This is a genomic window from Actinoplanes sp. NPDC026623 (genome assembly GCF_040638275.1).
In the GTDB taxonomy this organism is placed as follows: Bacteria; Actinomycetota; Actinomycetes; order Mycobacteriales; family Micromonosporaceae; genus Actinoplanes.
This window is the reverse complement of record NZ_JBEZXZ010000099.1, coordinates 18,623-31,583: the sequence shown is the minus strand read 5'-3', so window position 1 is coordinate 31,583 and position 12,961 is coordinate 18,623. Positions and strand designations below refer to the sequence as shown.

Here is a 12,961-nt window from a genome sequence, read left to right as displayed (position 1 = left end):
ATCGGGCTTCCGCGTTATGGGCGCGGCAGGAGGGTCGGTCGGGCAGGCCGGGGTGGGTGGTGGGTCAAGCGGACGCACCTCGCCGGTTGCGCAGGCGGACCCACCACGCCCGTCGCGCACGCGACCCCACCACCGCCCGTCGCGCACGCGACCCCACCACCGCCCGTCGCGCAGGCGGACCCACCACGCCCGTCGCGCAGGCGGATGCGCCTCGACGGTTGTGGTCGGCGGGCTTGCGCGTCGCGACATGCCGTTGGAGAGCCTCTTCCGGTGAATTGGTGGACGATGCCGCGGACTCTGCCGGTGACCTGGACGGTGGCCGCCGCTGCTCTTGTCGCAGCCCGGTGCCCGGGCGGCGTGGCCGTCGACACCAGCCACGGGCCGAGCGGACCCAGGCCGCGGTTTCCGGCCTATCTTCGGGATCTCGCCGTCGACGCCCTGGACTGCGTGATCGGGGAATCGTCGTGGCCTGCCGAGGCATGGGATGAGAGCCCCGACGGGCCCGGGTGGCGCCGGGGCATCTGCGACCTGCGCGCCGTTGTCTACCCGCCGCAGCGGGAAACGCCTTTCTCGCTCTGACCGGCGCGGCTCGTTTCCGGCGTTCTCCCCCGGCGTTCAGTCGGTGGCGGCCGGTTGTGCCGGCGGTTGCCGTTGACGGTGGTCCTTGACGCCGGCGGCGAGCAGGTCGACGGTCTGTGCGATCCGGAGCTCCCGCTGCGCCGGATCCCGCTTCGTCGCGTCGATCCAGCGCAGGTATGCCCGCCGATAGAACTGGGCCAGTCCGTCGAAGAATTCGGCGGCTTCCGGGTTGGCGGCCAGCGCGGCCGCGATGTCGTCGGCGAGGTCGGCGCGCTGCGGGCCCTCCGCCTCGATCTCCAGGTCGACCTCGTCGCCGGCCGCGACGGCACAGTCGCGCGTCCACATCGCGCCCAGCAGCAGACCCCACACCTGGTCGTGTCGCTCGATCAGGCCGCGAACGCGATGGCCGTTCGCGGTTCCGCCGGCATGGTGGCGGGGCTTGGCACCCCAGACCTCGTTCGGATCGAAGGGCACCGGGATCAATACCCGGCCTCGGCCGGCGTCCTGGGCGATGGCTTTGAACCGCACCCACCGATGGTCCCACCAACTTTGTCGGCACGACAGCGGCATCCGGCCATGCCGGTCCGAGGGCCCTGGCAGTCAGCACGGCTGCGCCGGACTCCTGCGGTGTCCTTACCCGGTCCGCTCAGTCCCAGAAGCATTCCAGGTGATCGTCGGTGGCCAGACCTTCGGCGTCCACGCAGAACTTCAGGGCGTCGGCACGCAGTTCCGCATCGATCTCGCCGGCGTAGACGGTCTCGAGCGAGGTGCGGTAGTCGGGGCGTTCGATGCTTGTCACGTACCCCATGGCGCGTACCTGGGGGTGGCGGCAGAGGAACCCGAGGATCTCCCACGCGGCCGGTGCGGCATTCTGCCGGTCGTACGGGTCGATGAACCGCGCCTCGATCAGGGCCGCCAAGGTGGCCGAGTCGAGGCTGTCGAAGAAGGCGGTGCCTCCGACGTACCTCTCGCCTCCCGGATCGCCGCCCGCATCGTAGAAGTGCAGCATGCCGTCGCGACGTGTCGCGTCGCGATTGAAGGGGAACGGGTCGCGTGGCGCGGGCTTTCGGCCGTCGCACAGGGCCGGCCTCGCCGCGGCGGACGTCGCGGCCGGTGCCGATGCGGGACCGCTGCCGGCGGCCGGTGCCGATGCGGGACCGCTGCCGGCGGCCGCTGCCGGACGGCCCGATCCGGTGGCGTCGCCGATTGCGCAGCCGGACAGCGCCGGCAACATCGAACAGACAGCGGCGAGGGATACCAGGGAGCGGCGCACCCGAAGATCATGCCGCAAGGTGATCGCGGGCGACATCCAGGGTCTGCCCCGGATCGCCGGAGCGCGCCGCTCCTGGAACCTCAGGGCAGGCTGATCGCGATGATCGCCTCCGGCACCTTCATCGCTACCTGTCCGCCGAACGGTGGCAGCTGCGTTATCGACACCTCGTGGTTGCCGATGCCGATCTCGTCCTCGACCGCCACCGGCTTTTCCGCGGCGACGAAGGTGAACGGCATCGAGACGCGCGATCGCGCCCGTGGCCCGTCGACCGCGCAGACCAGCGCCGTCGGATCGTCGCTCTTGTCGTCCTCGTCGGAGCGAACGGTGCAGCCCGCCCAGTCTCCGCCCGCGGGCCGGACCTGACCCGGCAGGATCAGCAGGAGCTCCAGCCGGGGGACGTCGACGTCGCCGTCGTTGCGTACCGTCACCGTCATTTTGCCGGTGAATCCGCTTCCGGCCGGCCGGAACGCCAGCGTCGACGGTACGACGGACAGCAGGGCCGCCGGGGGCTTCGCCGGGAACGTCGTGGGGCCGCCCACCTGCTGGAACCCGCCCTTGCGCCAGGCGTAGGTGCGCCACTGGTTCGGCACGGTCTCCTCGCCGGTGTCGGTGTATTCCTTGGCGACCAGGATCGCGACCCGGCCACCGCTGCGTGCCTCGACATGGTCCATCATGCCGAACCCGTCCTGGGTGCCGACGATTCGGCCGATCGGCCGCAGCTCCCGGCCGTCGCGCCGGAACGCGACGACCTGGCTGCCGCCGGCCTCCGGTCCCTCGCCGCACATCAGGTGCGCCACATAGTCCTCGGCGCCGTCCTGGTCGACGTCCACCGCGACGTAGGACAGGACGTTCACCGGCCGGTGCGGGTCGTCGCGCTCCTGCCCGGCATCGGTCAGGGTCATCCGCCCCTCGCTGCACCCGACGGACGCGGCGACGCCCCAGGAGGGCACGGTGAGGGTGCCGGATTCGAACGGGCCAAGGTCCGGCCGGCCGCTCTGCCGCTCGGTCGGCAGCAGGGTCGGCGACGGGACGGGGGGTACCGCGGGCGGTGCGGGAGTCCGGTCGGCCCGGACCGCGACGGCGGTGCCGAGCGCCAGCGCGGCGACGGCGAGCCCGGCGACGGCGGTCGCGGCGGTGCGGCGGATCCGTACGCGGTGAGAGGTGGCCAGTGCCCGCTCGCGCAGGTCGACGGTGTCGACCTCGGTCGCGGTCTCGTTCAGTTCCCGGCGCAGGGCGTCGATATCGATCATCGGGCGTCTCCGATCATACTGACTCCATCGAGCTCCGGTGCGAGGAGCCGCAGCCGTTCGAGCGCCTTCGCGGTCTGGCTCTTGACGGTGCCGACGCTGACTCCCAGGGTCTCCGCCGCCTGCACCTCGGTCAGGTCGTCGTAGAACCTCAGGACGATCACCGCGCGCTGCTTGGCGGTCAGGCGGGACAACGCGCTGAGCAGCGACAGCCGCAGCACCGTGTGTTCGGCGTGGTCGGACTGCACGCCCGGCCGGTCCGGCAGGTCGCCGGAGAACCACTCGACGACGCGACGGCGGCGCCAGCGGGAGACCTGGAGGTGGTACATCGTCTTGCGGGTGTACGCCTCGGCGTTGCCCGTCGCGTGCAGGTTCCGCCAGGCGCGATGGGTCAGGCCCAGGGCGCTCTGCACCAGATCCTCGGCCAGGTGCTGATCGCCGGTGAGCAGATACGCCGAACGGAGCAGAGCCGGCGTCCTGAACTGCACGAATGCGTCGAAGTCAGGAGTCAGTTCGTCCACGGCAACCCCGTCTCGCCCGAACCGGTGCTGTTGTCATACCAGCCAAGACGACAATCGTCCGGAAAAGGTTGGGGGAAAAGCAACGCGTTCGGAGCGGCGCCGGACGCAGCGTCAACTTCGGGTTGACGTGGCCCGGGCCGTCAACTTATGGTTGACGCATGACGACAGCCGAACCCACCACCAACTCGATCCGGCTCGACGAGCTGATCGACACCATCAAGAAGACGCACTCCGGGGCCCTCGACCAGCTCACCGACGCGGTGCTGACCGCCGACCACCTCGGGGACGTGGCCGACCATCTGATCGGGCACTTCGTCGACCAGGCGCGCCGCTCCGGCGCCTCCTGGACGGAGATCGGCCGCAGCATGGGCGTCACCAAGCAGGCGGCCCAGAAGCGCTTCGTCGCCAAGGGCGAGGCGCCGGACCTCAACGCCAGCCAGGGCTTCAGCCGCTTCACCAGCCGCGCCCGGAAGGTCGTCGTGACGGCGCAGGAGCAGGCCCGCGCCAAGAGCAACGCCCAGATCAGCGTGGCGCACCTGGTGCTCGGCCTGGTGGCGGACCCGGCCGCGCTCGGCGCCCGGGCGATCGTCGCGCAGGGCGTGTCGCTCGACGCGGTCCGGCAGACCGCCACCGCGACGCTGCCGGCGGCGGCCGACGCCGTGCCCGCGCTCATCCCGTTCGACGTGCACGCCAAGAAGGCCCTGGACCTGAGCTTCCGGGAGGCGCTGCGGATGAACCACAGCCACGTGGGCACCGAGCACATCCTGCTCGCGCTGCTCGAACTCGAGGACGGCACGGGCGTCCTCGCCGGCCTCGGCGTCGACAAGGCCACCGCCGACGCGTCCATCGTCGCCGCCCTGGCCGCAACGCCCGAGTCGTAGCACGGTCGCGACCACGCGGATGCCGCGGTGGCCGCCGGCCGCCGTCGTGGGCCTATCGGGTGCGGCCTGACCCGATACGCTCATGACGGCGCCCGGCGGCCCCCGCGGCCGGGCCGGCGTCCAGTTGCGGCGAACGAGCTTCGTCCAAGCGCTGCGGCCCGAGGTCGACTGCGACTGAGCTCCTGAGGCATCAGCGTCGCCGGGTGGTGGCGATGACCGGGAAGCGCTCGATCGGCGCCGCGCTGAACAACGCGACGCCCGCCTCGTACGCCTGCTGCTCGCGCGCCCGGACCAACAGGTCGACGGCGGTCCAGCCGAACCTGGCGGCGGCGTCCAGTACCGACACGAGATTCTCCGGTGAGGCGTCGGGTCCGGAGCCGGTGCCCAGGATCGTCGGCGCGTGGCCCATGCTCATCAGCTGGTGCGCGAAGTCGTTGCGGAGGCGCACCTGCCGGTCCGCCTCGCTCTTCGACGCCGACAGCGACACGTCCAGCACGACGACCGGTGCGAGGCCGTTCACCTCGGCGGCCTGCCTGAGGAACCGGTCGAACATGGTGACGGTGAGCGACTCGACCTGCGAGGCCGCGCGCCACGGCGATTCGTAGCCGTACGTTTCGCTCCGCGCGGAGATCACCGGGACCTGGCCGCTCGACTCCATCGAGCCGTTGACGTAGAGCAGATCGACCGCCGGGATCTGCGGACCGAGCAGCTCCAGGCTGCCGTGCACCCACTCCAGCGACTCGAACAGGAACGCCAGCGGTGCGCCGTAGTGGGTCACCCCGCGAGCGGAGTTGATCGAGTCCTCGACGTCGCGTTCCAGGGACAGGACGACCGGCGGGCGTGCCGGCAGCTCCCGCACCGCCCTGGTCAGCGCCGCCCAGGTCCGCGGGCCCGCCTCACCGTCGGCCGGGCGGACGCGGGCACTCTGGAAGGCGATCAGCTCGCGGCGCGTCCGAGTGCCGAACCGGCCGTCGATCTTCCCCGGCGACCGGCCGAGCACGGTCAGGGCGAACTGTATGAGCCGCGCCTCGGCCTTGTCCTGGGTGGACGTCCGCGGCGCCCGGTAGACGGCGCGGGCCGCGGCCGGCCACGGCACGGTGATCTCGAACGGTTCCGGCGCCGCGGCGGGGTCCGCCTCGATCCGGATCACGGCGTCCGGCACCTCCGCCAGGCGCCGCAGCGCGCCGGTGAGCGGCTCATCGTCGATCCGCAGGTCACCGTCGCCGCCGACGCTGATGCGGGCGTCGATGACGTAGCCCCACCCCGGCAGGACACCGCGGGCGTCGGCCGCGTTGACGACCAGTTCGGGGTCGTCCTCGCGCGGATCGTCGAGGTCGCTGTAGATCTCGCGGGCCCGGTACGCCGCGGCCTCGGCGTCGCGCCCGAGCCGGCGCAGCATCCGGGACCGAGCGACCTGCGCACGCGCCGCCCACTGGGTCGTCCCGTCGATGTCGAGCCTGTCGAGCGCCTCGTCGCCGGGCTCGGCGTCCTCGTACCGAAGCACGAAGTACGCGTCGCGCAGGTGGGGCCAGGTGTCGGGCGGCGGCTGCGGCGGCGGCGCGAGGTCCAGGCGGTGGGCCCGCGACAGGAACTCCACGTAGCTCCAGTGGCCGTAGTCATCCGCGGCGTCGCCGGCCGCCAGGGCGGCGAGCCGGACCGCGTCCTCCACATTGCCGGCCGCCAGGCACACCTCGGCCGTCCAGCGCAGCACGACCGGCTCGGCCTCCGCGGTGGGGCCGTCGCCGGTCCAGCGCCAGGCCGCGCCGATCGGGCCGGTCCCGCGACTCAGTCCGGCCAGCAATCGGGTACGCGCGGCGCGCGGCTCGATCCGGTCGAGCAGGGCCTCCAGCGTGCCGGCCACCGCGTCGGCGTCCTCCGGCGATGCCACGGTCAGCGCCAGCACCGCGACCTCGGCCCTGAGCCGGACGTCCTCGTCCTGCGCCGCCAGCGCGTCGAGGGCCCGCACGCAGGTCGCGTACGCGGCGGTCCGGTTGCCGCGGGCGGCGGCCAGACGTGCCGAGAGGATCGCGTGCCGTGCCTGGTGAACCCCGGTCGGGTGGGGCTGGAGGCGTTCGAACTCCTCGAGGTAGGCCTGCGCGGTGCGCAGGTCGCCCGCGGTGTCCAGGATCAGCCCGGCCTTGGTCAGCGCGGTCAGCGCGGCCGCACCGATGTCCTGCAGCGAGGACCAGATCGCGAAGGCCTGGTCGAGAAGGTCGATCGTGGCCGGGTGATCGAGCAACGCGGCGTGGCAGCGGGCCGCCAGCGTCAGGAGCTGGGCGCGCCGGGCCGCCTGCCCGTCGGCGTCGAGCATCGACAGCGCCGACCGGGCCGAATCCACGCCGTCCTCGGGCCGCCCCAGGTCGAGCAGCGCCTCGACGAGGAGGTCCGCGTCGGTGTCCCGGTCCAGCAGGGTGAGGGCGTGGCCGGGCGCACCGGCGTTGAGCGCCAGCCGGGCGCGCAGCCGCCGCAGGCCGCCGCGGGCCCGCGCGTCGGCGTTGTCCAGCACGCCGTCGACCAGATCGCACGCCCAGTCGATCTTTCCCTGCCGGCAGGCCAGGACCGCGGCGAGGTTGGCGGCGCGCACCACCGTCCACGGGAACTCCCGCGCCGGCTCCAGCGCCTGAACGGCCGGGACGACGGACGGCCACGCGTCGCCGTGGCGGCCCAGCCCGACGAGCGCCTCCGCCCGCAGCAGGGCGAGCTCGGTCCCGACGCCATGGTCGGCGCCGGGGTCCGGGCCCCGCTCGAGCGCCTCGAGCGCCTCGGCGTACTGCCCGCTCATCAGCAGGCAGGTGGCGTGCGCGGCCAGCCACCGAGCCGGGCGGTGCCCGGTGTCCAGCGCCGACGCGTTCCTCGCGCAGCGCAGCACCCGGGCCCACAGTGGATCGCCCGCGACGATGCCGTCGCGCCGGCCGACCACGGCGAGTGCCCAGGCCTGCTCGGTGTAGGCGTGCGCCAGGCTGGGATCGTCGACGGCCGGCCCGGATCGCATCCCGAACGGGTCGGGTTCCCCGACGTAGCCGGGCTCCGCCGCGTCCGCGGTGAGCGCGATGACGCCGTCGATGTCGCCCCGCGACCAGCAGTCCTCGATCGCCTGCCGCCAGCGCACCGCCCACTGCTCCGGGTCCAGCTGGAACAGGTGGTAGAGCTCCTGGAGCCGGTCGCCGGCCGCCCGGTAGTACCGGACGGCGTCCGCGTGCAGGTGACGGCTGACCGGCTGGTCGGCGAGCATCCGGCGCATCGGCCCGCTGAGCGCGTCGTCGAACCTCACGGTCCGGCGGTCGGCGGAGAGCCTCGCCCAGGACGACTCGTTGGCGTAGCGCGCCAGCGAGTCCCAGACGGCCGCGAACGGCGGCCCGGGTGTGCCGTCCGCCGGGAACAGCGCCTTGACGTGCGGCGGGCGCCGGTCGAGCGCGGGGTCATCGTCCGGCGCGGCGCCGGTCAGGCCCGCCACCATCCGGGGGTGGACGATCCGCTCGGCGAAGTCGCGGTCCAGCTGCCGCGGTACCACCCCGTACCGGACCATCCACTGCAGCGCGCCGCCGAGCCGGGCGACCACCCGGTCGATGCACCAGGCGAGGTACGGGTCGTAGCCGGCCACCACCGCCGGGTCGGCCGTGCGATAGGCGGCGACGTCGGCGTACATGCTGAGCAGCCACGGCGAGCCGGCGGCGCGGTCGGCCACCACGTCGACCAGGGCCTCGTCGTCGACGCCGCGGACCTCGCGCAGGTAGCGGACGGCCTCGTCGCGGGTGAACGGCTCGATCGCCAGGTCGGAGCTCTCCGCGTCCGGGAACAGCCGGCGCAGGCTGGGCATCTCGGCCTCGGACGCCGTGCCGCGCCCGGCCAGCACCAGCTTCGCCGGTGCCGCGGTCTCGCACAGTTCGGCGAGCATGCCGATGAGGGCGTCGGCCTCGGGGAAGCACAGCGTCGCCTCCTCCAGCGTGTCGAGGACCAGCAGGACCGGGATCGGGAGGGCGGCGGTCACCCGCCGGAACCGTTCGACGACCTCGCTCGCGTACCGCTGCAGGGCGGCGAGGTCGGCGGTCGCCGCGCTGCTCGACCGGGCGGCGTCGCCGGTCGCGGGCAGCAGCATCGAGCGGTACACGCCGTACTCGCGGAGCAGTTCCTGATAGGGCGCGCCGTCGATCTGCAGGTTCAGCTGGGCGGCGAACTCGAGGATCACCAGCCACGGCCAGCGAACGGCGACGGTGGCGTCGAAGACCTCGGTGTCGAGGTCGACGAGTGCGCAGGGAATCCGCCGTGCGACGCACTCCCACGCGATGAACCGGTGCGCGACGGTGGACTTGCCCATGCCGCCGGTGGCGTACATGCGCAGCGCCTGCCCGGTGTGGCTCGCGACGAGGGCGTTCAGCCGCGCCTCGACCGGCGGCCGCGGCAGATAGCGGGCCGTCGCCACCATCGACGGATGCCAGAAGAGCCGCGCCTTGAGGTAGCGGTCCCGGTCGTTGCGCAGCTCCACGAGGCGGGCGCCGAGCAGCGGCAGAAGCTCGGGCCGGGCCAGCACGTCGAGCAGGTCCTGGCAGCCCGGATAGTCCAGCACCTCGTCCCGCTCGCGGTAGACGCGCTCGAACAGCCCGGCGGCCCGGTCCGGGTCGGCGAGCACCAGCGCGCGAAGCTCCTCCTCGGGTGGCGTCGCGGGCCGTTCGGCGACGCGTATCGCGAGGTCGCGCAGCGACGGCGGCACCCGCCGGCTGGCCGGCGCGAGCCCGGCCTCGGACCACCACGAGGTCCACGCGGCGTCCCGCAGCGTGCGCGGCACCTGGAAGCCGCCCCAGCCGCGGTTCGCCTCGATGCAGCCCTCGTCGACCAGCTCGTCGAGGCCGGGCCCGCCGTCGCGGAGTATCTCGTTGTAGAGCGGTTCGTCGAACGAGGTGACGACGGAACAGCGCCGGACCGCGGCCCGCGCCGGGTCGTCCAGGGCGCCCAGCAGCCGGGTCGCCATCGCGGCGGCGGAGTATTCGTTCATCGCGCCTTCACCCGCCACTGGTGGATCTTCTCCAGGTAGCTCAGCTCCACGGGAGAGATCTCCACGCCGCCGCCGGAGCGTTTCTCGGCCCATTCGAGGATCTCGTCGACGAACTCCTTCCAGACCGCCTCGTCGCGTACGGCGGCCCGGTAGTCGTCCCGGCGCTGGATCCGGACGCAGTACTCGTGTGCGAGCCTGACGATGTCGGCCGGCGGGAACTCACCGACGTGCAGGTCGTGGGTCCGGTCGACGACGGTGCCGGGCAGCATCTGCTCGAGGTCGTTCTCCCGCCCGAAGACCGCGATGCGGATGCGCTGCGTCTTCGCGGCGGCCGCCGGCGCGATCAGCCACCGCACGATCGGCTTCTGGTCCTGAAGCTGGTCGACGTGGTCGAGCACCACGAGGAGCGGGCCCTGCCCCGCGACCTCGTCGACGAACGTGTCGAAGCCCTCGAAGGCGACCCGGTAGTAGTCCTCCACGCGCAGCGGCCCGGTCGGCCTCGGCGGCATGATCGAATCGGTGATGGTCGACACCGCGGGCCGCCCGGGAAGTCCCGCGTTCATCTCGGCCGCCACCCGTTCGAGGTGGTCGCGGAACCGCTGCGCCGGGATCTCGGCCGCCGGGCCGACGCCGGTGACGGCCGCCTCCGCCAGCGCCCTCATGAACCCGACCCAGTCGAGGTGGCCGCGCCGGCGCCGCAGGTCGACGTACGCGACCGGCATGCCGCGCATGCGGCCGACCAGGACGCACGCCAGCGCGATCAGGCTCTTGCCGACGAACTCGCCGCCGGTGATCCCGACGACGCGGACCGAGGCGTCGTCCCCGGCGCCGTCCAGCCAGCGCAGCAGCCGGCGGCGTTCGGCGCTGCGGTCCACCATCCATCGCACGTCGTCGAACACCTTCGGCTCGTGCCGCACGGCGTCGCCGGGCTCGACCTTGCGCACGACGGTCAGCGCACCCGCCGGATCGACGCGCGCGGTCAGCACCGGCAGTGCCCAGTCGCGCGGCCGGAGCCGCTGGTCGAACGCCATGTCGTTGCGGGCCGTCGCGACGGCCTCGGGCAGCGACCTTCCGCAGACGAGCGAGCGGTAGAGCCCCTTGCTGAACACGACGGCGGCGTCGGACGCCACGTCGCCCTGCATCGTCACGACGGCGCCGGCCCCGTTGTCCAGGAACGCCTCGGCCACGCCCCAGGCGGCGTCCGGGCCCGCACCGGCGGGTTCGGCGCCGGTCGCGGTGCGGCAGGCGTTGAGCACGACCAGACGTGGCGGCTCCGCGTTGCGCAGCGCGTTTCCGACGAAGTCCGCGGTGAGCGGCCAGTCCCCGCCCACCGGGCTGACCACACCGAGCGCCGGCGCGCCGTCGTCGTCCACGCCGTGGCCGATGAAGTGCAGCACGTGCGGCCCGATGTCCGCGAAGGCGGCCTTCAGCTCGGGCATCGACGGTCCCGACAGGACGTCCACCTGCCAGCAGGCCGGCAGCTCGCACACGCCGGCGTAGATCGCGTCGATCTCCTGCTGCGCGTTGATCCGGCCGTCGGTGGGATCGCCGATGACCACCAGCACGTGCACGGGCGTCGGAACGCCCGGCGGCGGCGCTGCGAACGGGAGGCGCCCGCGCACCGCCGGGCAGGCCTCGTCGGCGAAGACCATCCGCTTGTTCGGCCGCACCCGGAGCAGCTCCCACGGAAGGCGGCCCAGCTCGGCCGCCTCGACGTCCAGCACGACGTCCTCCGCCGCCAGCCGCGGCCCGAGGCCGGGACCGAGCGCGGCGGCCAGCGCGTCGAACAGGGCGAGACCGGCCTTGTCCAGGGCGGCCTTCGGGGTCCCGTCGGAGCTGATGTCGAGCGCGCGGACGTCATCGACCGCGGTCGCCGGCATGCGCCCGGAGAGGCCGTCCGGCGCGCGCAGCTCGACCGGATGGCTGTCGCCGTCCTTCGGGCCGATCCAGATCACCGAGTAGGTCACCGTCGGCTCCCCGGCAGCCGGTCGGCGAGCCACCCGTGTACGCGTGGGTCGCCGAGGAACCCCGAGTGGGCGACCGACGGCGCCGCCCCGGACAGGTCGAGGCGGTCGTCGACGAGGTACGAGCCCGCCTCGTACACGCCGGCGGTCGGCACGACGAGGTCGTTGCCCGTACCGAAGAGGCGGTCAACCATGAAGTCCAGCGCCCGCACCGCGACCTTCGCGCCCGCCGAGTCGTAGTCGCACGTGATCGCCGCGACCCGGGTGCCCGGGTCGGCCGGCGCCGCGTTGAGCCCGGCCAGCCAGGGCGCCGCCGGGTCCATCGCCGCCAGCCCGTCGAGGCCGCTCAGCGCCCCGGTGGCGACCTGCTTGACCACCTCGATGACCGCCGAGGCGATCGCGCCGCTGCCCTCGTCGGTGAACAGGGTCACCAGGTTGCTGAACACGTCGAGCAGGTCGCCGAGGTGCTCGGGGCCGGCCAGCGGGGTGCCGGCGTTGGGCGTGGCCACGTGGATCATCCGGCGCACGACCGGCGGCGGGCGCCGGGCCGCGCCGGCGGCCTCCGGCGCGGCCAGCCGCCGGGCGACGAGGCCGCCGCGGGAGTGCGCGACCACGTCGACGACCGTGCGCCGATCGGGCGGCAGCGACTCCAGCAGGATCCGGGCGTTCTCGTCCGGGTCGACGTGCACCGACGGATGGTCGAACACCACCACCCGGCCGGCGTAGCGGTCCGACAGCTCGCGCAGCAGGGCCGCGTCGGCGCCGATGCCGGCGAAACCGGATCGCCCGACGCTGAACGTGCCGTGGATCAGCAACAGCACCGGCCCGCCGTCGAACAGCCCGCGATCGGCCGGGTCCGGCTCGCCGGCGAAATACCTGGGCGAGGCCCGGTGCAGCCCGTACGGGCGGTGCCGGGTCTCCCACCGGCCGGCCGCGAACCGCGCCGCCCGGCCCGCGACGAACTCCACCGGGAAGCGCACCACGTGCAACGCCTTGCGTACGCCCAGACCCAGCAGGCCACGCTCGCCGGGCCCGTCCTCGCCGTCGAGCTCGATCGGGTTCACCGGGATGCTGAACGTCTGCGTCGCACCGCCCCGGTCACCCGCGCCGGCGTCGGCGCCGTCCACCGCGAAGTGCCAGCGGAGCAGGCCGTACTCGTCGACCTCGAGCACCGCCTGCGCCTCGTCGTCGTCCGGCGCCGGAACGGTGAGCTCGACCCGGGGCCGCCCGGCGCCGGGCTGCGGCGCCAGCTCGCCGAGCGGGATCTCCAGGCGGCGGACCAGGCCCGCCCGCTCGGCCCGCCCGCCGAGCACCTCGGCACCGCGCTCCGGCACCGCCTGCTCGGCCAGCACCTCGCCCAGTCCCACCGGCGCCGCGTCCCGTGCCGGCGTGCCGGGCGCCGGGCCGGGAGTGACCTCCCCGGCGGTGCCGGTCACGTCCGCCGCGAAGACGGAGACCTGGTGCTCCAGCTCGACGGTCCCGCCCACCTGCAGCTCGGTCATCGGT

At 73.6% G+C, this 12,961-nt stretch carries 9 protein-coding genes; 2 read left to right on the top strand and 7 right to left on the bottom strand.

The genetic code is table 11. The features are described 5' to 3' along the window. Window positions 1-204: 204 nt before the first annotated feature. Entirely contained in the window at window positions 205-579 is a 375-nt protein-coding gene (locus AB0F10_RS26240; RefSeq protein WP_360630273.1) for a DUF4259 domain-containing protein, read from the top strand. A gap of 36 nt (window positions 580-615) precedes the next feature. Here the strand turns inward: AB0F10_RS26240 and AB0F10_RS26235 are convergent, their stop codons facing one another. The 4 genes from AB0F10_RS26235 to AB0F10_RS26220 all read right to left on the bottom strand — a co-directional run bounded on the left by AB0F10_RS26235 (window position 616) and on the right by AB0F10_RS26220 (window position 3,620). Then, on the bottom strand, window positions 616-1,107 hold the full coding sequence (locus AB0F10_RS26235) for a YdeI/OmpD-associated family protein (RefSeq protein ID WP_360630270.1): 492 nt from the start codon (window positions 1,105-1,107) through the stop codon (window positions 616-618). Between the two features lie 118 nt (window positions 1,108-1,225). Next, window positions 1,226-1,888 (bottom strand): hypothetical protein, encoded by a 663-nt coding sequence (locus AB0F10_RS26230; protein WP_360630267.1) that lies wholly within the window; start codon window positions 1,886-1,888, stop codon window positions 1,226-1,228. 44 nt (window positions 1,889-1,932) lie between these two features. Beyond that, window positions 1,933-3,102, bottom strand: coding sequence for a hypothetical protein (locus tag AB0F10_RS26225; protein ID WP_360630263.1), 1,170 nt, complete (start codon window positions 3,100-3,102; stop codon window positions 1,933-1,935). Beyond that, window positions 3,099-3,620 (bottom strand): SigE family RNA polymerase sigma factor, encoded by a 522-nt coding sequence (locus AB0F10_RS26220; protein ID WP_360630260.1) that lies wholly within the window; start codon window positions 3,618-3,620, stop codon window positions 3,099-3,101. The genes AB0F10_RS26225 and AB0F10_RS26220 overlap by 4 nt, the downstream gene beginning before the upstream one ends. Window positions 3,621-3,778: 158 nt before the next feature. On the opposite strand from AB0F10_RS26220, the gene AB0F10_RS26215 reads away from it, so the two are divergent. Then, on the top strand, window positions 3,779-4,501 hold the full coding sequence (locus AB0F10_RS26215; RefSeq protein WP_360630257.1) for a Clp protease N-terminal domain-containing protein: 723 nt from the start codon (window positions 3,779-3,781) through the stop codon (window positions 4,499-4,501). Between the two features lie 190 nt (window positions 4,502-4,691). Here AB0F10_RS26215 and AB0F10_RS26210 read toward each other — a convergent pair whose 3' ends face one another. From AB0F10_RS26210 to AB0F10_RS26200, 3 genes are read right to left on the bottom strand one after another with little or no spacing between them, the layout of a single operon-like run. Beyond that, the gene (locus tag AB0F10_RS26210) at window positions 4,692-9,491 is read right to left on the bottom strand and encodes a peptidoglycan-binding domain-containing protein (RefSeq protein WP_360630254.1); all 4,800 of its coding nucleotides are present in this window, start codon (window positions 9,489-9,491) and stop codon (window positions 4,692-4,694) included. Then, window positions 9,488-11,458 carry a CHAT domain-containing protein gene (locus AB0F10_RS26205; RefSeq protein ID WP_360630251.1) on the bottom strand — a complete coding sequence of 657 codons (1,971 nt, stop codon included), beginning with the start codon at window positions 11,456-11,458 and terminating at the stop codon, window positions 9,488-9,490. Before AB0F10_RS26205 ends, AB0F10_RS26210 begins: the two co-directional genes overlap by 4 nt. Next, a complete protein-coding gene (locus AB0F10_RS26200; protein ID WP_360630248.1) occupies window positions 11,455-12,957 on the bottom strand; it encodes a hypothetical protein in 1,503 nt (500 codons plus the stop codon). The genes AB0F10_RS26205 and AB0F10_RS26200 overlap by 4 nt, the downstream gene beginning before the upstream one ends. Window positions 12,958-12,961: the final 4 nt, after the last annotated feature.